This window comes from Pseudomonas sp. SORGH_AS_0199 (genome assembly GCF_031453735.1).
GTDB classification, from domain to species: Bacteria; Pseudomonadota; Gammaproteobacteria; order Pseudomonadales; family Pseudomonadaceae; genus Chryseomonas; species Chryseomonas aestiva.
The window spans coordinates 4,397,468-4,417,500 of record NZ_JAVJAE010000001.1 but is presented as its reverse complement, the minus strand read 5'-3'; the positions used below and the strand labels follow the sequence as shown (position 1 = coordinate 4,417,500).

At 64.3% G+C, this 20,033-nt stretch carries 17 protein-coding genes and 2 rRNA genes (1 of these 19 cut by a window edge); 11 read left to right on the top strand and 8 right to left on the bottom strand.

Annotated elements, in window-relative coordinates; genetic code table 11:
• Positions 1-2,329: ribosomal RNA gene (locus QE444_RS20685) — 23S ribosomal RNA — on the top strand (it extends 564 nt beyond the left edge of the window).
• Positions 2,330-2,488: 159 nt separating this feature from the next.
• Positions 2,489-2,604, top strand: a 5S ribosomal RNA gene (rrf, locus tag QE444_RS20680).
• Positions 2,605-3,092: 488 nt separating this feature from the next.
• Here the strand turns inward: rrf and cmoB are convergent.
• From cmoB to lon, 4 genes are all read right to left on the bottom strand, one after another.
• Complete coding sequence (cmoB, locus tag QE444_RS20675; protein ID WP_133862843.1) at positions 3,093-4,061, bottom strand: tRNA 5-methoxyuridine(34)/uridine 5-oxyacetic acid(34) synthase CmoB; 969 nt, start codon at positions 4,059-4,061, stop codon at positions 3,093-3,095.
• On the bottom strand, positions 4,058-4,795 hold the full coding sequence (gene cmoA / locus QE444_RS20670) for a carboxy-S-adenosyl-L-methionine synthase CmoA (RefSeq protein ID WP_309741444.1): 738 nt from the start codon (positions 4,793-4,795) through the stop codon (positions 4,058-4,060). Before cmoA ends, cmoB begins: the two co-directional genes overlap by 4 nt.
• Positions 4,796-4,858: 63 nt before the next feature.
• Positions 4,859-5,248 carry a protease inhibitor I42 family protein gene (locus tag QE444_RS20665; RefSeq protein WP_309741443.1) on the bottom strand — a complete coding sequence of 130 codons (390 nt, stop codon included), beginning with the start codon at positions 5,246-5,248 and terminating at the stop codon, positions 4,859-4,861.
• A 61-nt stretch (positions 5,249-5,309) separates the two neighbouring features.
• Complete coding sequence (gene lon / locus QE444_RS20660) at positions 5,310-7,700, bottom strand: endopeptidase La (protein ID WP_273862978.1); 2,391 nt, start codon at positions 7,698-7,700, stop codon at positions 5,310-5,312.
• 264 nt (positions 7,701-7,964) lie between these two features.
• Here lon and QE444_RS20655 point away from each other — a divergent pair, with 264 nt between their 5' ends.
• The 5 genes from QE444_RS20655 (at position 7,965) to QE444_RS20635 (ending at position 12,685) form a co-directional block, all read left to right on the top strand.
• Positions 7,965-8,594 (top strand): methylamine utilization protein, encoded by a 630-nt coding sequence (locus QE444_RS20655; RefSeq protein ID WP_133862847.1) that lies wholly within the window; start codon positions 7,965-7,967, stop codon positions 8,592-8,594.
• Positions 8,578-10,896 (top strand): bifunctional diguanylate cyclase/phosphodiesterase, encoded by a 2,319-nt coding sequence (locus QE444_RS20650; RefSeq protein WP_273862977.1) that lies wholly within the window; start codon positions 8,578-8,580, stop codon positions 10,894-10,896. Before QE444_RS20655 ends, QE444_RS20650 begins: the two co-directional genes overlap by 17 nt.
• Positions 10,893-11,744, top strand: coding sequence for a DUF3034 family protein (locus QE444_RS20645; protein ID WP_187980139.1), 852 nt, complete (start codon positions 10,893-10,895; stop codon positions 11,742-11,744). Before QE444_RS20650 ends, QE444_RS20645 begins: the two co-directional genes overlap by 4 nt.
• Positions 11,744-12,169: a group 1 truncated hemoglobin gene (locus QE444_RS20640; protein ID WP_187980138.1), complete on the top strand. Its 426-nt coding sequence runs from the start codon at positions 11,744-11,746 to the stop codon at positions 12,167-12,169. The genes QE444_RS20645 and QE444_RS20640 overlap by 1 nt, the downstream gene beginning before the upstream one ends.
• 78 nt (positions 12,170-12,247) lie before the next feature.
• Positions 12,248-12,685: a DNA methylase gene (locus tag QE444_RS20635; protein WP_187980137.1), complete on the top strand. Its 438-nt coding sequence runs from the start codon at positions 12,248-12,250 to the stop codon at positions 12,683-12,685.
• A gap of 51 nt (positions 12,686-12,736) precedes the next feature.
• On the opposite strand, the gene QE444_RS20630 is transcribed toward QE444_RS20635, so the two are convergent.
• A complete protein-coding gene (locus tag QE444_RS20630) occupies positions 12,737-13,843 on the bottom strand; it encodes an alpha/beta hydrolase (protein ID WP_187980136.1) in 1,107 nt (368 codons plus the stop codon).
• 91 nt (positions 13,844-13,934) lie between these two features.
• On the opposite strand from QE444_RS20630, the gene QE444_RS20625 reads away from it, so the two are divergent.
• Positions 13,935-14,153, top strand: a complete 219-nt coding sequence (locus QE444_RS20625; RefSeq protein ID WP_187980135.1) for a hypothetical protein — start codon at positions 13,935-13,937, stop codon at positions 14,151-14,153.
• On the opposite strand, the gene QE444_RS20620 is transcribed toward QE444_RS20625, so the two are convergent.
• Positions 14,150-15,133 (bottom strand): DctP family TRAP transporter solute-binding subunit, encoded by a 984-nt coding sequence (locus QE444_RS20620; protein WP_273862972.1) that lies wholly within the window; start codon positions 15,131-15,133, stop codon positions 14,150-14,152. The genes QE444_RS20625 and QE444_RS20620 overlap by 4 nt on opposite strands.
• 167 nt (positions 15,134-15,300) lie before the next feature.
• On the opposite strand from QE444_RS20620, the gene QE444_RS20615 reads away from it, so the two are divergent.
• A complete protein-coding gene (locus tag QE444_RS20615; protein ID WP_309741436.1) occupies positions 15,301-16,134 on the top strand; it encodes an aldo/keto reductase in 834 nt (277 codons plus the stop codon).
• Here QE444_RS20615 and mnmC read toward each other — a convergent pair.
• Together mnmC and QE444_RS20605 are read right to left on the bottom strand one after the other, a co-directional pair.
• Positions 16,131-18,068 (bottom strand): bifunctional tRNA (5-methylaminomethyl-2-thiouridine)(34)-methyltransferase MnmD/FAD-dependent 5-carboxymethylaminomethyl-2-thiouridine(34) oxidoreductase MnmC, encoded by a 1,938-nt coding sequence (gene mnmC / locus QE444_RS20610; protein WP_309741434.1) that lies wholly within the window; start codon positions 18,066-18,068, stop codon positions 16,131-16,133. The two genes, QE444_RS20615 and mnmC, sit on opposite strands and share 4 nt — an antisense overlap.
• A 55-nt stretch (positions 18,069-18,123) precedes the next feature.
• Positions 18,124-18,339 carry a DUF6316 family protein gene (locus QE444_RS20605; protein ID WP_133862831.1) on the bottom strand — a complete coding sequence of 72 codons (216 nt, stop codon included), beginning with the start codon at positions 18,337-18,339 and terminating at the stop codon, positions 18,124-18,126.
• A gap of 297 nt (positions 18,340-18,636) precedes the next feature.
• Here QE444_RS20605 and QE444_RS20600 point away from each other — a divergent pair, with 297 nt between their 5' ends.
• Positions 18,637-19,275 carry a peroxiredoxin gene (locus QE444_RS20600; protein ID WP_059315912.1) on the top strand — a complete coding sequence of 213 codons (639 nt, stop codon included), beginning with the start codon at positions 18,637-18,639 and terminating at the stop codon, positions 19,273-19,275.
• Positions 19,276-19,439: 164 nt separating this feature from the next.
• On the top strand, positions 19,440-20,027 hold the full coding sequence (ssuE, locus tag QE444_RS20595; protein ID WP_208692342.1) for an NADPH-dependent FMN reductase: 588 nt from the start codon (positions 19,440-19,442) through the stop codon (positions 20,025-20,027).
• Positions 20,028-20,033 lie beyond the last annotated feature (6 nt).

The window sequence follows — 20,033 nt, the reverse complement described above, 5'->3', positions numbered from 1 at the left end:
AATGGGTCAGCGACTTATTTTCAGTGGCGAGCTTAACCGAATAGGGGAGGCGTAGCGAAAGCGAGTCTTAATAGGGCGTTTAGTCGCTGGGAATAGACCCGAAACCGGGCGATCTATCCATGAGCAGGTTGAAGGTTAGGTAACACTGACTGGAGGACCGAACCCACTTCCGTTGAAAAGGCAGGGGATGACTTGTGGATCGGAGTGAAAGGCTAATCAAGCTCGGAGATAGCTGGTTCTCCTCGAAAGCTATTTAGGTAGCGCCTCATGTATCACTCTGGGGGGTAGAGCACTGTTTCGGCTAGGGGGTCATCCCGACTTACCAAACCGATGCAAACTCCGAATACCCAGAAGTGCCGAGCATGGGAGACACACGGCGGGTGCTAACGTCCGTCGTGAAAAGGGAAACAACCCAGACCGTCAGCTAAGGTCCCAAAGTCCTGGTTAAGTGGTAAACGATGTGGGAAGGCTTAGACAGCTAGGAGGTTGGCTTAGAAGCAGCCACCCTTTAAAGAAAGCGTAATAGCTCACTAGTCGAGTCGGCCTGCGCGGAAGATGTAACGGGGCTCAAACCAGGCACCGAAGCTACGGGTATCACCTTTGGTGATGCGGTAGAGGAGCGTTCTGTAAGCCTGTGAAGGTGAGTTGAGAAGCTTGCTGGAGGTATCAGAAGTGCGAATGCTGACATGAGTAACGACAATGCGAGTGAAAAACTCGCACGCCGAAAGACCAAGGGTTCCTGCGCAACGTTAATCGACGCAGGGTGAGTCGGTCCCTAAGGCGAGGCTGAAAGGCGTAGTCGATGGGAAACGGGTTAATATTCCCGTACTTCTAGTTACTGCGATGGGGGGACGGAGAAGGCTAGGCCAGCTTGGCGTTGGTTGTCCAAGTTTAAGGTGGTAGGCTGACTGTTTAGGTAAATCCGGACAGTTAAGGCCGAGAGCTGATGACGATCCTTCTTTTAGAAGGAGAAGTGGTTGATGCCATGCTTCCAGGAAAAGCCTCTAAGCTTCAGGTAACTAGGAACCGTACCCCAAACCGACACAGGTGGTCGGGTAGAGAATACCAAGGCGCTTGAGAGAACTCGGGTGAAGGAACTAGGCAAAATGGCACCGTAACTTCGGGAGAAGGTGCGCCGGTGAGGGTGAAGGGTTTACCCCGTAAGCTCATGCCGGTCGAAGATACCAGGCCGCTGCGACTGTTTATTAAAAACACAGCACTCTGCAAACACGAAAGTGGACGTATAGGGTGTGACGCCTGCCCGGTGCCGGAAGGTTAATTGATGGGGTTAGCGCAAGCGAAGCTCTTGATCGAAGCCCCGGTAAACGGCGGCCGTAACTATAACGGTCCTAAGGTAGCGAAATTCCTTGTCGGGTAAGTTCCGACCTGCACGAATGGCGTAACGATGGCGGCGCTGTCTCCACCCGAGACTCAGTGAAATTGAAATCGCTGTGAAGATGCAGTGTATCCGCGGCTAGACGGAAAGACCCCGTGAACCTTTACTGTAGCTTTGCACTGGACTTTGAGCTTGCTTGTGTAGGATAGGTGGGAGGCTTTGAAGCGTGGACGCCAGTCTGCGTGGAGCCATCCTTGAAATACCACCCTGGCAATCTTGAGGTTCTAACTCTGGTCCGTTATCCGGATCGAGGACAGTGTATGGTGGGCAGTTTGACTGGGGCGGTCTCCTCCTAAAGAGTAACGGAGGAGTACGAAGGTGCGCTCAGACCGGTCGGAAATCGGTCGTAGAGTATAAAGGCAAAAGCGCGCTTGACTGCGAGACAGACACGTCGAGCAGGTACGAAAGTAGGTCTTAGTGATCCGGTGGTTCTGTATGGAAGGGCCATCGCTCAACGGATAAAAGGTACTCCGGGGATAACAGGCTGATACCGCCCAAGAGTTCATATCGACGGCGGTGTTTGGCACCTCGATGTCGGCTCATCACATCCTGGGGCTGAAGCCGGTCCCAAGGGTATGGCTGTTCGCCATTTAAAGTGGTACGCGAGCTGGGTTTAGAACGTCGTGAGACAGTTCGGTCCCTATCTGCCGTGGACGTTTGAGATTTGAGAGGGGCTGCTCCTAGTACGAGAGGACCGGAGTGGACGAACCTCTGGTGTTCCGGTTGTCACGCCAGTGGCATTGCCGGGTAGCTACGTTCGGAAGAGATAACCGCTGAAAGCATCTAAGCGGGAAACTTGCCTCAAGATGAGATCTCACTGGAGCCTTGAGCTTCCTGAAGGGCCGTCGAAGACTACGACGTTGATAGGTCGGGTGTGTAAGCGCTGTGAGGCGTTGAGCTAACCGATACTAATTGCCCGTGAGGCTTGACCATATAACACCCAAACAATCTGACCGCGTGTCAGAGCGTGAGGAAGACGACGCCGAAAACGGGCGCGTGGGTTCGCAAGACCCAAGACGAGTTGTCTACTTCGATCACAGACCCAATTGGGCCAGCCAGGCAGCTCTATCGCCTGGTCAGCCAACCGAATTGCTTGACGAACATAGAGCATTGGAACCACCTGATCCCTTCCCGAACTCAGAAGTGAAACGATGCATCGCCGATGGTAGTGTGGGGTTTCCCCATGTGAGAGTAGGTCATCGTCAAGCGCCTAACACCCAGCACCCCCGCTCAGTTCACTCTGGCGGGGGTGTTGTCTTTGCGGCGGGAAAAGTTTGGCCGGGCGTCAGGGGCTTGAGGACTGGGAGCAGCTAATTGGCTAGCGGACGCCTGAAGCCGCGTGGCTGAGGTTGCCCTCACCCTAGCCCTCTCCCGGGGGGAGAGGGGACCAAAAGGGCGCGGCGGCGGCATTGGAGTAGTGCCTGCTAGGCAGGTGCCGCTTTACGTCCGCAAGAGCCCAAGAGCCCCAACAGCCCGGCTGCGCCGGGCTGTTGTGTTGGAAGCACGGCACAGAATCATCGTAGGTTGGCGCTGAGCGCAGCGAAGCCCAACGATGAGATCTGCTGCAGGGATCAAGCGAACGGCGGCAAGGCGGTGAGGGGGGCTTCCGGAGGTTGGGCTTCGCCAGGCTCAGCCCAATCCCCCTACAACGTTACGCGAGCAAGAAAAAGCCCGGCATGTGCCGGGCTTTTTGCGTTCAGGGTTTGCGGGCGATCAGGGTCGCGCGCAGGGGGGCGGGGAGGCCTTCGACGGTCAGGCTGGGATCTTCCGGGTTCAGGAAGTCCGGTAGCGACTGGAAGCCCATCCATTCGGTGGAGCGCTGTTCGTCTACGGTCGTGGGGGTAAGGTCCACCAGGCGGATGTCACGATAGCCTGCGCGTTGCAGCCAGAGTTGCAGCGCGGCCGCGGAGGGCAGGAACCAGACATTACGCATCTGGGCATAGCGGTCTTCGGGAACCAGGACGGTGGTGGCATCGCCCTCAACGACCAGGGTTTCCAGGACCAGCTCACCGCCGCTGTCGAGGCAGTTCTTCAGGTCCAGCAGGTGGTCGATGGGCGAGCGCCGATGGTAGAGCACGCCCATGGAGAAGACGGTATCGAAGCCGCCGTCCAGTGCGGGCAGTTCTTCCAGGGTCAGTGGCAGGTGCCAGGTCGGCAGGTCGGGCAGATAGCGCCGCAGGGCCTGGAACTGGCAGTGGAACAGCCAGTTGGGATCGACGCCCAGGACCAGGCTGGCTCCAGCACCGAGCATGCGCCACTGGTAGTAGCCGTTGCCGCTGCCGACATCCAGGACGCGTTTGCCCTGCAGATCCAGGTGGGGGGCGACCCGGTCCCACTTCCAGTCGGAGCGCCACTCGGTGTCCAGATGGAGATCGAACAACTGGAAGGGCCCCTTGCGCCAGGGCCGCAGTTGCAGCAGTGCCTCGCGCAGGACCTGGTGCTGCTCAGCGGTAGGAGCGCCGGCGAGGCGCACGGCCTCATGCAGGTCGACAGCTGCTACAGCGATTTCGGGGAGCGCATCGATACCCGCTTGCCAGCGCTGCAGATCGCCATGGCCACGGGCGTACTTGGCGGCCAGGACGGCTTCGAGGGACTGGGACCAGATGGCCAGCGGGGTATCCGCTAGCGCCTGTTGCAGGTCTGCGAGGTAAGGGGGCTGGGTCATGGCAGGGCGATCAGGGAGGTGAAGTTGAGGCACTGGAACCAGGGTTCGACGGTGGTGAAACCGGCGGCCTGCAGGCGTGCCCGGTGTTCGGCCAGGGTGTCGGTGAGCATGACGTTTTCCAGCGCGGTGCGTTTCTGGGCGATTTCCAGTTCGCTGTAGCCATTGGCTCTCTTGAAGTCCAGGTGCAGGCCGTTGAGCAATGCCTGGGTTTGAGCGTCCGGGAACCGGATCTTTTCCGACAGCAGCAGGGCTCCTCCTGGCAGCAGGCTGTTGCGCAGACGGCTGAGCAGGCCCAGGCGCTGCTCCGGCGCGATGAACTGCAGGGTGAAGTTGAGCGCGATCACCGAGGCCGCTGCGAGCGGAACCTCGAGGATGTCACCTTCCACCACTTCGACCGGCAGCAACTCCTCGTGCATCGAATCCTGGGCGCTGAGGTATTCGCGGCAGCGGGTGACCATGGCGGTGGAATTGTCGATGGCCACCACCCGGGTACCCTCGGCGCGGACATGACGGCGCAGGGCCTGGGTCACGGCGCCCAGGGAGCAGCCGAGATCATAGAGGCGGCTGTTGGGCTGGGCGAAACGCGCCGCGATGACGCCAAGATTCTCGACGATGGTGGGATAGCCCGGCACGGATCTCTTGATCATGTCGGGAAAGACGCGCACCACGTCTTCGTTGAAGGTGAAGTCGGCAGGAGGCTGCGGCGACGCGAACAGGCGGTCGGCTTCGCTCATGGGCGGTACCTGGAAAATCGAAAGGGGGCATTGTACCCCCGGCAGGCACTGCAGGACGTGGCTTCAGCGGATTTCGATACGGCAGTCGAAGCGTGCCTGGGGCTCGGCTTCGGCATCCCAGGGCTGGCGGGCCTGGAGTTCGAGATGGGCGCTGCCGGCGCTCTGGGCGCGGAAGCGCCAGAGGGACTGACCGGCGCTGCCGATGCCGCCCTGATCCTGGCGCTGTTCGCGAAAGACTTCCGGGCCGAGTTGCCTGAGGTTGTCGCTACGCTGGAGGATGCTCCAGCGATAGCCGCTGGTGGGATCGCTGGGCAGGGTCAGGGTCAGTTCCTGGCCCGTGTGCATGGCCAGCGGGGTGCAGTCGCTGTCGTCGCCCAGGATGAGGTTGCCACTCGGCTGGGTACTGCAGCCGGCCAGGAGCAGACAGCCGCAGAACAGAAGACGGTTGGACATGAAAACCTCCGGGGTATGACGGCAAAACGCAGAGCATACCCCAAGAGATTGGCCGGTCAGACTAGAAGAGCACCTTGGCCACGTCGGCGAAGCGCTTGGCGAAGTGGACGGTCAGCCCTTCCCTGAGATAGGCGGGCAGCTCTTCGAAGTCACCACGATTGGGCTCCGGCAGGATCAGTTCGCTGATCTTCTGCCGTCGCGCGGCGATGACCTTTTCGCGTACCCCGCCGATGGGCAGTACCTGACCGGTGAGGGTCAGCTCGCCGGTCATGGCCACGTTCTTCTTCGGCGCCTGGTTGCGGGCCAGCGACAGCAGGGCGGAGGCCATGGTGACGCCGGCGCTGGGGCCGTCCTTGGGCGTGGCGCCTTCGGGGACGTGCAGGTGGACGAAGGCCTGGTCGAAGAAATTCGGATCGCCCTTGAAGTCCTTGAGGTGCGCGGTGACGTAGCTGTAGGCGATCTCGGCGGATTCCTTCATGACGTCACCCAGCTTGCCGGTGAGCTTGAAGCCGCGATTCAGGGTATGGATGCGCGTCGCCTCGATCGGCAGGGTGGCGCCGCCCATGCTGGTCCAGGCCAGGCCGGTGATGATGCCGACTCCGGACAGCACCTGCTCCTTGCGGAAAGGCGGTATGCCGAGGTAGTCCTCGAGATCCGAGGCACCGATCTTGACCTTGAGCTTGGGATCCTCGATGAGCCTGACCACCGCCTTGCGCACCAGCTTGCCCAGCTGCTTCTCCAGCTGGCGCACGCCGGCTTCGCGGGCATAGCCCTCCACCAGGGCCTTGAGGGCACTGTCGGTAAGCGTCAGGCGATCCTTGGGCACCCCGGCCTTGTCCAGCTGCTTGGGCCAGAGGTGGCGCTTGGCGATGGCCTGCTTCTCCTCGGCGATGTAGCCGGAAAGGCGGATGACCTCCATGCGGTCCAGCAGGGGGCCGGGGATGGAATCCAGGGTGTTGGCGGTACAGACGAACAGCACCTTGGACAGGTCCAGGCGCAGATCCAGGTAGTGGTCGAGGAAGTCGACGTTCTGCTCCGGATCCAGGGTCTCCAGCAGCGCCGAGGCCGGATCGCCCTGGTAGCTCTGGCCCATCTTGTCGATCTCGTCGAGCATGATGACCGGATTCATCACCTTGACGTCGCGCAGCGCCTGGACGAGCTTGCCGGGCATGGCACCGATATAGGTGCGCCGGTGCCCCTTGATCTCGGCTTCGTCCCTCATGCCACCCACGCTGAAGCGATAGAAGGGGCGGCCGAGGGATTCGGCGATGGATTTGCCGATGCTGGTCTTGCCCACCCCGGGCGGACCCACCAGCAGCACGATGGAGCCGGTCACCTCACCCTTGAAGGCGCCCACGGCGAGGAATTCGAGGATGCGATTCTTGATGTCATCGAGCCCGGCGTGGTGGCGGTCGAGTACCTTGCGCGCGTGCTTGAGGTCGAGCTTGTCCTGGCCGTGGACGCCCCAGGGCAGATCGGTGGCCCAATCCAGGTAGTTGCGGGTGACACCGTATTCCGGCGAGCCGGTCTCGAGGATGGACAGCTTGTTCAGCTCGTCCTCGATACGCTTCTGCGCGGCTTCGGGCAGGCTCTTGCCTTCCAGACGCTGGCGGAAGCTTTCGATGTCGCTGCTGCGATCGTCCTTGGTGATGCCCAGCTCCTGCTGGATCAGCTTGAGCTGCTCCTTGAGGAAGAATTCGCGCTGGCGCTCGTTGATCTTGCGATTGACCTCGGCGGACAGCTCCTTCTGCAGGCGGGCGACCTCGACCTCCTTGCGCAGCAGCGGCAGGACCTTTTCCATGCGCTGCAGCATGGGCACGGTATCGAGCACCTGCTGCAGTTCGTCGCCCGGCGCGGTGGTGAGGGCGGCGGCGAAGTCGGTCAGCGGCGAGGGGTCATTGGGGCTGAAGCGATTGAGATAGTTCTTCAGCTCTTCGCTGTAGAGCGGATTGAGCGGCAGCAGCTCCTTGATGGCGTTGATCAGCGCCATGCCGTAGGCCTTCACCTCGTCGCTGGGATCGGGGTTGGGGCGCAGGTGCTCGACCTCCACCAGGTAGGGCGGGCGCTGCCGGCGCAGCCAGCCGCGGATGCGCACCCGCGACAGGCCCTGGGCGACGAACTGCAGCTTGCCGTCCTGACGGGTGGCATGGTGAATGCGCACCAGGGTGCCATGCTGCGGCAGCTGGTCGGGATCGAAACCCTCGGCATCGCCGGGCTGCTGCTCCATGTAGAACAGCGCCAGGCAGTGGTGGTCGGTCTTGGCCACCAGTTCCAGGGTTTCCGCCCAGGGCTCTTCATTGACGATGACGGGCAGGACCTGGGCCGGGAAGAAGGGCCGGTTGTGGATGGGAATGACGTAGAGCTTGTCGGGAAGATTCTGGCCAGGCAGGACCAGGCCGGTCTGACCGGCTTCTTCGCTGAGAATATCCGCTTGATTGTCCTGATCGCTCATTGGCGTACCTTGGGCTTGGATGTGAGGCCAACATGGGGCGAGGGTGGCGCTTTTTCAACGCAGGCAAAGACCTGTCCTTCTTGACCGCCGGGTACCGCTCGAAGTGCGACGACCGGGACCGAGCCTGGCCACCGCGACGATAAAGATTCCTCCGGCACTGCCGCTAAAGCTGAAGTCACGCCGCGAAGCCGGCGAGAGTTTCCCAGGGCGCGTGGTGGAGAGCAGCGGGTGAATAAGCATTGGTTGGTAGCGGGATGGTTGGCTTTGGGCCTGGGAGCTGCGCAAGCGGCCGAGGTCGCGGTGCAGGTGGTCGATGGTCAGGGGGCGCCCCTGGCCGATGCCGTGGTGATGCTGTCGGGCCAGGGCCTGGTGCCCGAGCGGCAGCCCGCGGCCATTGATCAGCAGAATCGGCGATTCGTCCCCCATGTCCTGGCGGTGGCCACCGGGACGGCGGTGAGCTTTCCCAATACCGATGACATTCGCCATCAGGTGTATTCCTTTTCCAGTCCCAAGCGCTTCGAACTGCCGCTCTACCACGGGCTTCCCAGCACACCGGTGGTGTTCGACCAGCCCGGCGTGGTGGTGGTGGGCTGCAACATCCATGACTGGATGGTGGGTTACGTCTACGTGACCACCGCCGGGCGCTCCGCGGTGACCGACAGTCAGGGTCGCGCCCGACTGGAGGCGCCGGACGGTCATTATCAGCTGGCGCTCTGGCATCCCGACCTCAGCGACAAGCAGGAGGTTGCCCAGCCTGCGCTGGACGTGGCGGGCAAGCCGGTGACCCTGAAACTCCAGCTGGCGGTCCAGCCGAAGCCGCAGCCTGCGGAACCGGCGAGCTCGGCTTTCGAGGATGCCTTCCACAAGGCCACGCACGATGAAGCTCATCCATAGTTTCCAGACCCGCATCGCCGGTAGCCTCTTCCTGCTGATGCTGGTGGTCATCACCCTGGTCTATCTGACGGTCAAGGCTGCCACCGAGGCCAGTGCCGTGCGCCAGTCCTATGACCAGCTCGACACCGGGGCGCGGGTATTCCGCCAGGTGCTGGACGGCCGCTGCCGCCGGCTGAACGATGCCGTGCGAGTGCTCGCCGCCGATTTCGGCTTTCGCGACGCCGTGGCCAGTGGCGATGTGCCGACGCTGAGGTCGGTGCTGGCCAACCACGGCGCCCGGGTGGGCGCGGGCGATACCTACCTGCTGGATCTGGACGGCCGGCTGATCGCCAGCACCGTGGCGGCGCATAGCGAAGGCGAGCGTCTGCCCGTTGCCATGGCGTCGGGCAATGACGGCAGTTGCGTGCTGGCCGGTACCGGCCTGCCGCAGTTGCGGGTCACGGTGCCGGTCCGTGCCCCTGTGCCCATCGCCCAGGTGGTGATGAGTTTCGCCATGGATCAGACCATGGCCGAGGAGTTTCGCTCGCTGATCAATCTGGACGTGGTGTTTCTCGGCGAAGCCGCGCTGATGGCCAGTACCCTGCCGGAGCAGGAGGGACGGCTGCTGCTGCATGAGCTGGCGACTTCACCCCAGGGCAGCGACATCTGGCAGCTGACCCTGGGCGGCCGGCTCTATCAGGTCAAGCGGCTGACCCTCGGGACCGCCGATCATCCGGTACAGGTCTATCTGCTGCGTTCGCTCGACGTGGCCATGGCCGAGTTCGAACCCCTGCTCAGGCAACTGGCGCTGATCGCCGGCGGTGCCCTGCTGGCGGCCTTGCTAGGTGCGCTCTGGCTTGCGCGCAACCTGGCCCAGCCGCTGCGGCAGCTGTCGGTGATGTCATGGCGCATCGGTCAGGGAGATTATGGGGTCAAGGTGGAGGTCCAGCGCCGTGACGAATTCGGCCGGCTGGCACAGGTGCTCGAAGAGATGCGCCAGGGGATCGCCGAGCGCGAGCAGCGGCTCAACCACAATGCCCTGCATGACGCCCTGACCGGTCTGCCCAATCGCATCCTGGCCGAGGAGCGACTGCGGGTCTTTATCGCCACCCAGTCCCAGGTGTCGCTGCTGTACCTGGGGCTGGATGGCTTCCAGGCGATCAACGAAAGCGCCGGGGTCGCCGGGGGTGATCGCATCCTCCGGATGGTGGCCGAGCGGGCCCAGGTGCTGCTGGCCGGGCGCGGCTGCGTGTCGCGCCCGGTAGGCGACGAATTTCTCGTGCAGTTCTGTCGCGTCGGCCTGGAAGGCGCGGTGGGTCTGGCCGAGCAACTGCGCCTGTCACTGGCCGAACCCATCGAATGGGAAGGCCAGCTGTTTCGGCTGAGTTGCCGGATCGGCGTCGTCGAGTATCCCCGCCATGGCGATGATCCGACCCTGCTGATCGAGCGCGCGCGCAGTGCCATGCTCGATGCCGGCCAGGTGCCGGATCGCCTCCGGGTCTATGATGAAGGTCGGGATGCGGCCCAGCAGCGGCGTCTGCAACTGGTCCACGACCTGCCGCTGGCGGGCGAACGGGGTGAATTGATGCTGGTGTTCCAACCCAAGGTGGCCCTGCAGGGCAATGGGCCGCACCAGGCCGAGGTGCTGCTGCGCTGGCGCCATGCCGAGCTGGGCATGGTCTCGCCGGGTGAATTCATTCCCCTGGCCGAGCACAGTGGCAGCATGGCCGGACTCACCCGCTGGGTAATCCAGGCGACTATCCGGCAGCTGGCGCTCTGGCAGACCCAGGATCGCGAGGTAAAGGTATCGGTGAACGTTTCGGCGGTCGACCTGGCCGATGCCCGCTTGCCCGAGCGCGTCATGGGCTGGCTCGATGACGCCGGCGTCTCGGCGCGGCAGCTGACCTTCGAGATTACCGAGAGCGCCATCATGGACGATCCCGAGGCGGCCATCGCGCTGCTGACGCAGCTGTCCGTGCTGGGCATCCGGCTGTCGGTGGACGACTACGGTACCGGGCATGCCTCCCTGGCGCACCTGAAGCGGCTGCCGGTGGACGAATTGAAGATCGACCAGTCCTTCGTGAAGGAACTGGCGCCGGGCAACGATGACGCCGTCATCGTCCGCTCGACCATCGAGATGGGCCACAACCTGGGCCTGGAAGTGGTCGCCGAGGGGGTCGAGGAAGCCCGGGCCCTGGCGCTGTTGCGCAGTTGGGGCTGCGATGTGATCCAGGGTTACTACATCAGCCGCCCGGTGCCGGCCGCGGAATTCGAGGCCTGGATGGAGCGGCAGAGCCAGCCGGTGCTGGAGGCGTTGTCATGAAGCACGGCTGGCTGCTGGCTGGCCTGCTGCTGGCAACCGCTGCCCAGGCCGACGGCGGCAAGCTGCTGGCCACCGGCGGCGCCAGCAGTCTGGAAGGCGCGGCGGGCGGCGGTATCACGCCCTGGGCGGTGATCGGTGGCTATGGCGAAAGCGGCCAGCCCGGCGCCACGGCCTTTGCCACCCGGGTGTGGACCGGTGACTACCGGCTCGATGCGGCCGGCGTGGCGGTGGCCTACGACAATCGGGTGGAAGTGTCCTATGCCCGCCAGCGCCTGGACATGCCGACCCTGCGCCGCTTGATGAAGCTTGAGGAAGACAGCCTCAGCCAGGACATCGTCGGCGCCAAGGTGCGCCTGGCGGGCGATCTGATTTACGACCGGCTGCCGCAGCTAGCCGTGGGGGTGCAATACAAGCATCAACGGGATTTCGGCATTCCCGCTGCCGTGGGCGCGCGGCGCGACAGCGATGTCGAGGGCTACCTGGGCGCCAGTCGGCTGTTGCTGGGCGGTGCCTTCGGCTACAACCTCTTGCTCAACGTCGGTCTCAGGTACAGCCGCGCCAACGAGATGGGGCTGCTGGGCTTCGGTGGTGACCGCAACGACAGCCGTCAGTGGCTCAAGGAAGGCTCGGCCGCGGTGTTCTTCAATCCGCGCTGGGCGGTAGGCATGGAGTATCGCGAGAAGCCGCAGAATCTGTCCTTCACCCGGGAGAGCGACTGGGTGGATACCTTCGTCGGTTACTTCCCCAACAAGCACCTGTCGCTGGTGCTGGCCTATGCCTGGCTGGGCGAGATCGCCACCCTGGACGATCAGCAGGGTCTCTATCTGTCGCTGCAGGGGAGCTACTGATGCAGGGGAAAACGCTGGTACTGGCGGCGCTGCTGCTGATGCTGGGGTGCACGCCTCAGCCGCCGACGGGTGATCGGCTCTATCAGGAGCTGGGTGGCCAGCCCGGCATCACCCGGATCGTCGAGGGGATGCTGCTCAATGTGGCGCGTGACGGGCGGATCCGGCACTACTTCGCCAACGTCGATATCGCGCGACTGCGCAGTCTGCTCATCCAGAAATTCTGCGTCGATGCGGGCGGTCCCTGCCGCTATGAAGGGGCGAGCATGGCCGAAAGTCATCGCGGTCTGAATCTGCAACCCGCCGACTTCAATGCCCTGGTGGAAGACCTGCAACTGGCCATGCAGCGTGAGGACGTTCCGGAGCGGGCGCAGAATGCCCTGCTGGCACGCCTGGCCCCACAGCGCGGCCAGGTGATACGCCAGTAGTCTGCCGGCCGTCGCCGATGTCGAACCCCAGGCGGTGGAGAGCCTTCCTAGGCAAGACGCCTACGCGAGGGATACGGCTTGAGCAAGACGACTTCGGCGGCCGATCTCGGCCTGACGCTGGAGGTGGACGACGAATCGGCGCTGTTTGGCTGGTTCCTGGCGAGCTACCTGTTCGGCAAACGCATCTCCCAGGGTATCGCCGCCCAGGCCTGGACGGTGCTCTATCGCACCTATGGTCGCGACACGCCGCGCAAGCTGCTCAATCTGAGCTGGCGGCAATTGGTCGGCTATCTCGGCGAAGGGCATTACCGGCGTTATGACGAGAGCACGGCCACGCGTCTGCTGGACGTCTGTCTCCATCTACAGGAGGAGTATGGCGGCAGCTTCGTGAGATTGCGCGACGCCAGTTCGGACCGTGCGGATTTCGAGGCGCGTCTACAGCGGCTGAAAGGGGTCGGGCCCAAGACCTGTGAGATCTTCATGCGCGAAGCAGGGCCGCTATTATTTCCTGACTGAATGCACACCGCCGGCACGGGGCCGGCGATGGTCAGGACGAGCGAGCCGCCGTTACTTGCCCAGGTCGGCCTTGAGCCGGCTGCCGGCGTAGGCCTGGGCGTCCTTGGCCTTCTGCACCACGGCAGCGGTGCCAAAGAACTCGTGGGTAACGCCCGGATAGACCTTGCGCTCCACCTGCACGCCGGCCTGGCGCAGGGCGGTTTCCAGGAAGCCACCGTCATCCCGCAGGGGATCGATCTCGGCATTGACGATGGTTACCGGCGGCAGGCCGGCGAGGTCGGCCCGGGTCAGATCCAGGCGTGGATCCTTGAGGTCGGCGGGCGTACGGGTCACCTGCTCGACAAACCACAGCATCATCGGCCGGTTGAGCGGCTTGGCGTCGTCATACTGTTCATAGGACTGGGTATGGGTGTTGGTCTGGGCCACCGGATAGACCGACAGCACGTGCTTGGGCGCGGTGAGACCAGCCTTGCGCGCCGCCACGGCGGTCGCCACCGCCAGGTTGCCCCCGGCGCTTTCGCCGGCCAGGGCCAGGCGCTGCGGATCGCCATTCAGCGAGGCGGCATGGGTAGTCACCCAGCGATAGGCCGCCAGGGCGTCGTCATGGGCGGCGGGAAACTTGTATTCGGGCGCCTGGCGATAGTCCACCGACACCACGATGGCATTGGCCTGCTTGGCCAGACCGCGGGCGCCAGCGTCGTAGACGTTGCGATCGGCGAACACCCAGCCGCCGCCATGGAAATACAGGATGACCGGGAAGGGACCCTGGCCTTCGGGGGTGTAGATACGGGCCGGCAGCACACCGGCGGCGCCGTCGACGGCGCGGTCGACGCTGGTCACGCCGGGCACCAGGGCTTCGGGCTGGGTGGGACGACCTTCGTCCTGCAGGACGCCCTTGACCGCATCGGCGATGGTAGGCTGCTTGCGGGCCTGCTGGGCGGTGAGTTTTTCCACGGCCTTGGGATCGAAGCTGGCGTACCTGTCGAGCACCTTCTGCATGTCGGCATCGGTACGCGCCATGCTCTTGGCATTGCTGACCGCTTCGGCACCCAGCGAACGTTTTTCCGGATCGCGGGCGCAGCCGGTCAGGGCGAGGCCGGCGCCAACCAGGGCCAGGGCGAGGAGGGTGGGTTTGCTACGCAAGACGGACAGCGGCATGGCGAAGATCCTGTGCGAATTCGAGGGGACTACCCTTAAACCGACATGCTTATCGCGCGAGAGGTTCCAGCGAACCGCCGGCAGGACCCTGGTGATCTTCCTGCTGGGACTGGTGGGTACCCACGCCTTCGCCGAGCCGGCGGCCTACTGGCGCTGGCGCAGCAACACGGATGGCCAGGAGTTCTGTACCCAGACGCCGCCGGGCGCGGGCTGGGTCAGGGTCGCGGGGCCCTTTCGCGATCTGCAGTGTCGCGAGCCGGGCAATCTGCCATTGCGCCGCTGGGCCGTACCGCCGCAACAGCGCTTCTAGTTCGAGGTCTCGGCAGCCTTGAGCAGGGAGGCGCCGAGCTCGCCTTCGTAGCGTTGCCACACCGGGCGCATGGCCTCGCGCCAGCGGGTCCGCTGCTCGGGGGTGAGGGTGATGATCTCGCTGCCGCCCGCGGCGGCGATGCGCGCGCGATCGCGCTGATTTTCCGCCTCGGATTGCTTCTTCACCTCGAAGGTCACCTGGTCGATGATTTCCTCCAGGGTGCTGCGTACGGCGAAGGGCAGGGTGCGCCAGCGATCCGCCTTGACGATCAGCATGTAGTCCAGGGCGCCGTGATTGCTTTCGGTGAAATAGCGCTGCTGCTGATCGAGGCGCTGACTCCAGTAGTTGGACCAGGTGTTCTCGGTGGCATTGACGGTGCCCGTGGTGAGCGCCTGCAGGGTCTGGTTGAAGGGCAGCCTGACCGCCGTGGCGCCGAGGGCCTCGAATTGGCTCTGCAGGACGTCGGAATTCTGGATGCGGAATACCAGCCCCCTGGCATCGCCGGGTTCGCGCAAGGGTTTGCGCGCCGCCAGCTGCTTGAGGCCGTTGGGCCAGTAGGCCAGGCCGATGATGCCGGCCGGCTCCAGACTGTGCAGCAGCTGGCGACCACTGGGGCGGGCCTGGAAGTGATCGAGGGCCGCGCGACTCTCGAACAGGAAGGGCAGGTCGAACAGCTTGAGCTTGGGACTGAGTTCGGTGAGCTTGCTGATCGCCGGCGCCAGGATGTCGACCTTGCCGTCCTGCAGCGCCTGGAGTTCGTTGGCGTCGGTGAAGGCCGTGCCGCTGGGCATCACCTCCAGCTGGACCTGCCCGGCGAGGCGCTGCGCCACCAGTTGCTGGAACAGCTGAGCACCCTTGCCCTTGGGGGTCTCCGGTGCCACCACATGGGAAAACCTCAGAGTAATGACATCAGCGTAGCTGGAGGTCATGGGCAGGGCAGCAGAGAGCAGGGCGCAAAGGCCCAGGATCGACGGTTTCATGGCAGGTCCTGGTGGTTATTCTTGGAATCCTTATAGGCGTACTTTACCAGTGCGACGTCAGGTCGCAGGGCCTGTGGGGAGGCGTTGGCTGCCGTTTGGCGGATGACCGGGAGAATCGGCGTCGCGCTGGCGTTCCAACGTCCACACCCCAAGAGAAGGATGCGTCCATGAATACCGCTCAAACCGTTCGTTTGCCCGATGGCACTACCGTTCCGGCGCTGGGCCAGGGAACCTGGCGCATGGGCGAGAACGCCGACCTGCATCGCCAGGAGGTCAGCGCCCTGCGTCAGGGCCTGGACCTGGGGCTCACCCTGATCGACACCGCCGAGATGTATGGCGAAGGCCGCGCCGAGGAACTGGTTGGCGAAGCCATCGCCGGTCGGCGGGACGAGGTGTTCCTGGTGAGCAAGTTCTATCCGAAGAATGCCACCGAAGCCGGGGTGCCTCTGGCCTGCGAACGCAGCCTGAAGCGCCTGGGCACCGATGTCATCGACCTCTATCTGCTGCACTGGCGCGGCCAGGTGCCGCTGATCGAGACGGTCATGGCGCTGGAGAAGCTGCGCGACGAAGGCAAGATCCGCCACTGGGGCGTGTCCAATCTCGACACCAGCGACATGCTCGAATTGAACGATAATCGCTGCAGCGCCAACCAGGTGCTCTACAACCTGGAACAGCGCGGCATCGAGCATGACCTGCTGCCCTGGAGCCAGCGTCAGCAGATGCCGGTGATGGCCTATTGTCCGCTGGGGCAGGGCGGCGATCTCTTGCGGCACCCCACCTTGGCAACCCTGGCCGAGCGGCATCAGGCCACCCCGGCGCAGATCGCCCTGGCCTGGGTGCTGCGTCAGCCGGGCGTGATCGCCATTCCCAAGGCGGGCGATGCCGGACATCTCGAAGAGAATGCGCGGGCCTTGGATCTGCGCCTGAGCGAAGAAGACTTCGCGCTGCTCGACGGTGCCTTTCCGCCGCCGCAAAGCAAGACGCCGCTGGCGATCATCTAGCCGCCGCGGATCAGCCGGCGCAGGGGAAAGCGAGTGGGGTGGCAGGCTTCGGCCACCCGTCGGGCCACCGGCAGGGGTTCGTCTTCCAGCCAGGCCGCCAGCAGTTCGGCGGCCAGCGGGGTGGTGACCAGGCCACGCGAGCCGTGCGCCAGATTCACATAGAGTCCCGTACGCCAGGGCGCCGCCTGCTCGGGTACCTGGCGGGCGTCGTAGGCTAGCGCCTGATACTGCTGGGCGAAGGCGACTTCATCCGCGACCGGCCCGACCAGGGGCAGATAGTCCGGCGAGGTGCAGCGAAAGGCCACCCGACCGTCCAGTGCCTCGGCCTGGTAGCTGGCGGCCAGCTCGGGCGACAGCTCGGCGAGCAGCTGCAGATTGCTCTGGTGTTCCGCCTGGCTGGGTTCGGTGTCGTCCCGGTCGAAGACGAAGCTGGCGCCCAGGCAATGCCGACTCTCCCGCGCCGGAGCAAGATAGCCTTCGCCGCAGACCACGGTCGCCAGCGCCTGGCTGTCCGGGGTTTCCGGCAGCGCGGACAACTGTCCACGAATCGCCTTGAGCGGCAGCTCAGGCAGCAGCGTCCTGGCCTGGGCGGCGCTGGCCACCACGACCACCGTCGCCACCAGTGACTCACCCTGGGTGCGGGCCTGCCAGCCATGCTCGGTTTGTTGCAGAGCGGTCACCTCGGTATGGGTGACCAGCTCGATGTTCGGATGGGTCAGCCAGTGCGCGCACAGGGCGGGCGGATGCACCCAGCCCCCTTCCGGAAAAAACAGGCCACCCGCTGTCAGAGCGATGCCGGCCCTGTTGCTGGCGGCTTCCCTATCCAGCGGTTGCAGCAGATCGGCGGGGAAGTGCGCCGCCAATTGCGCCTGCCGCTGGGCGTCCTTGTCCGTCAGCGCCAGTTGCAGCACTCCACAGGGTGACCAGGCGGCACCCGGAGGCAGTGCCTGGAGCTCGCGCAGGGTCAGGCCGAAGCCGTCGAGGATCAGCCGACTGAGCGGGGTGTCATGGGCCGACAGCTTGAGATAGAGCACCCCCTGGGGATTGCCGGAGGCTTCCTGGGCGGGCGCCCCGTGGCGCTCGACGACCCGGACCTGCCAGCCGCGGCGCGCGAGACTGGCGGCGGTGGCGCAACCGGCCAGGCCGGTGCCTATGACCAGCGCCGTGCGCGGGCCCCGGGGGCGCGGTGGGCGGGCATACCAGGGTACGGCGGCAGGAGTGACCGGGCGTTCCAGCGCGCCGGCCAGCATTTCCCGCTTGTGGCCGAAGCCGGGCACCTTGGCCATGGCGAAACCGGCCTCGTTGAGGCCACGGCGGACGAAGCCGGCACAGGTGAAGGTCGCCAGGGTGGTGCCGGCGTGGGACAGCCGCGCCAGTTCGGCGAACAGCGCGGGCGTCCACATCTCGGGATTCTTGGCCGGGGCGAAGCCGTCCAGGAACCAGGCGTCGCACCGGGCATCCAGTTCGGGCAGGCGCTCCAGCACATCGCCGACCAGCAGGGTCAGGGTGACGCGCCCGTCGTCCAGGATCAGGCGCTGGAAGCCCGGATGGATGGCCTGGTACTGCCGCTGCAGCGCCGCGCTGTAGGGGGCGAGTTCCGGCCAGAGGGTCAGTGCCTGGGCGAGATCGGCGGCGGTCAGTGGAAAGCGCTCGACGCTGACGAAATGCAGGCGTGCTTCCTTTGGAGCCAAGGCGGCGAAGAGTTGCCAGGCACAGAGGAAGTTGAGGCCGGTGCCGAAGCCCGTCTCGCCTATGGTGAAGACCTCTCCCGCGGCCAGCGCGGTGAAGCGTTCGGACAGGCGATTCTGCTGCAGGAAGACGTAGCGCGTCTCTTCCAGGCCGCTGGCACGGGAAAAGTAGACATCGCCATAGGTGCGGGAGAGCGGTTGCCCGGAGGCGTCCCAGTCGAGCTGGGCGTGCTGGAAGTCGGTCATGAGCGGCGCGGCCTGGCATTCAGGGCGCGCAGTCTAAAGGATCGAGCGCAGGCGGTCAGACGTTGCTGACGGATTGGCGCATCAGGCCCTGAGAGGTTTGCAGCCGTTCGACATAGCGATCGATCTGGTTGAGGGCTTCCTCGCGGCTGAAGAAGGGGCCTTCCAGGGTGCCTTCGCGGGTGGTGAAGAAGAACTGGCCGTTGACCACGCTGACGCGCTCGCTACGGAAATGGGTGGTGGCACCAGGGTCGTCATTGCGTTTGCCGAACATGAGAATCTCCTCCTCGTCTTGCCAACAGACCATGGCGAGCGCTGCGGGTTGCCCCGCTCGGCCGAATTGCGGTCCGTCGATCTTCCTTAGGTGTAGCACCCTAGCGGGCGCTGCGCCCGGGTGGAAAAAGCGCGACGGAATTGTGAGGATGATCACGCGGCACGTGGCGTCGCGACCGGGGGATGGCCCAAGAGGGGTCGGCTTTCGCGTTATAACCACAGCGTGATCCGATCTTTCCCGCCCGCTCTGGTGGGCGGCATAGTGCCGCTATCCCTACCTGCATCAGGAGAACTGCCAATGACCATCCGTCTGGGCGACATCGCCCCCGATTTCGAACAGGATTCCAGCCTGGGTCGCATCCGCTTCCACGAGTGGCTGGGCGACAGCTGGGGCGTACTGTTCTCCCATCCGGCCGACTTCACCCCGGTCTGCACCACCGAACTGGGCCTCACCGCCAAGCTCAAGGACGAATTCGCCAAGCGCGACGTCAAGGTGATCGCCCTCTCGGTGGACGGTCTGGAATCGCACCAGGGCTGGATCAAGGACATCGAGGAAACCCAGGCCACCGCCGTGGGCTTTCCGATCCTGGCCGACGCCGATCGCAGCGTCTCGACCCTCTACGACATGATTCACCCCAACGCCAACGACACCCTCACCGTGCGTTCACTGTTCATCATCGATCCGCAGAAGAAGGTGCGGCTGTCGATCACCTATCCGGCCAGCACCGGGCGCAACTTCGACGAGATCCTGCGGGTGATCGATTCCCTGCAGCTCACCGACAACCACAAGGTGGCGACCCCGGGCAACTGGAAGGATGGCGACGACGTGGTCATCGTGCCGTCGCTCAAGGACGAGGAAGAACTCAAGCGGCGTTTCCCCAAGGGCTACACCGCGGTGAAACCCTATCTGCGCCTGACGCCCCAGCCCAATCGCTGAAATTTCCTGCGACAACCCGACCCCGGCTCAAGCCGGGGTTTTGTTTTTCTGGTTATAACCAAGTGCCGAAAGGGTATTTTTAGGGAATAAACACCCGCTGCTAAGGTCCGCTCATTCCTTTTTCGAGCGGCGCGATACCGCTCTTTTTTCTCCAGGAGACGGCGATGCAGGTGGTGACTTTGGCAGGCAGTCCGGCAGCGCGCTCGCGCTCCAGCGGCGTGCTGGATCTGGCAGCGAACTGGCTGCAGGGGCGCGGCGTGGAACTGTCCCGCTGGCGCATCCAGGACTTTCCCGCCGCCGACCTCATCGGCGCCCGTTTCGACAGCCCGCCAGTGGTGGAACTGATCGCCCAGCTGCAGGCCGCCGATGGCCTGGTGATCGCCACCCCGGTCTACAAGGCCTCCCTGGCCGGCGCCCTCAAGACGCTGCTGGACCTGCTGCCCGAACGCGCCTTGGCACTCAAGGTGGTGCTGCCCCTGGCCACCGCCGGCTCCAGCGGTCATCTCCTGGCCATCGACTACGCGCTGAAGCCGGTGCTCTCGGCGCTCAAGGCCCAGGAAATCCTCAACGGCGTCTTCGCCGACGACAGCCAGGTCAGCTACACCGAGACCGGGGTCGCCCTGACCCCGGCGCTGGAGCAGCGCCTGCACGAATCCCTCGAACAATTTCACGCGGCCTTGGTGCGGCGTCCCCAACCCCTGACCCCCGAGCTGCTGGCCGATCGCATCGGCCAGGCGCGCTGGGGCATCTGACCAGGA

Excerpts from the sequence above, each read along its gene's own strand:
- cmoB (WP_133862843.1), bottom strand. The coding sequence starts at position 4,061 with ATGACCCAGCCCCCTTACCTCGCAGACCTGCAACAGGCGCTAGCGGAT.
- cmoA (WP_309741444.1), bottom strand. The coding sequence starts at position 4,795 with ATGAGCGAAGCCGACCGCCTGTTCGCGTCGCCGCAGCCTCCTGCCGAC.
- QE444_RS20665 (WP_309741443.1), bottom strand. The coding sequence starts at position 5,248 with ATGTCCAACCGTCTTCTGTTCTGCGGCTGTCTGCTCCTGGCCGGCTGC.
- lon (WP_273862978.1), bottom strand. The coding sequence starts at position 7,700 with ATGAGCGATCAGGACAATCAAGCGGATATTCTCAGCGAAGAAGCCGGT.
- QE444_RS20650 (WP_273862977.1), top strand. The coding sequence starts at position 8,578 with ATGAAGCTCATCCATAGTTTCCAGACCCGCATCGCCGGTAGCCTCTTC.
- QE444_RS20645 (WP_187980139.1), top strand. The coding sequence starts at position 10,893 with ATGAAGCACGGCTGGCTGCTGGCTGGCCTGCTGCTGGCAACCGCTGCC.
- QE444_RS20640 (WP_187980138.1), top strand. The coding sequence starts at position 11,744 with ATGCAGGGGAAAACGCTGGTACTGGCGGCGCTGCTGCTGATGCTGGGG.
- QE444_RS20630 (WP_187980136.1), bottom strand. The coding sequence starts at position 13,843 with ATGCCGCTGTCCGTCTTGCGTAGCAAACCCACCCTCCTCGCCCTGGCC.
- QE444_RS20620 (WP_273862972.1), bottom strand. The coding sequence starts at position 15,133 with ATGAAACCGTCGATCCTGGGCCTTTGCGCCCTGCTCTCTGCTGCCCTG.
- QE444_RS20615 (WP_309741436.1), top strand. The coding sequence starts at position 15,301 with ATGAATACCGCTCAAACCGTTCGTTTGCCCGATGGCACTACCGTTCCG.
- mnmC (WP_309741434.1), bottom strand. The coding sequence starts at position 18,068 with ATGACCGACTTCCAGCACGCCCAGCTCGACTGGGACGCCTCCGGGCAA.
- QE444_RS20605 (WP_133862831.1), bottom strand. The coding sequence starts at position 18,339 with ATGTTCGGCAAACGCAATGACGACCCTGGTGCCACCACCCATTTCCGT.
- QE444_RS20600 (WP_059315912.1), top strand. The coding sequence starts at position 18,637 with ATGACCATCCGTCTGGGCGACATCGCCCCCGATTTCGAACAGGATTCC.
- ssuE (WP_208692342.1), top strand. The coding sequence starts at position 19,440 with ATGCAGGTGGTGACTTTGGCAGGCAGTCCGGCAGCGCGCTCGCGCTCC.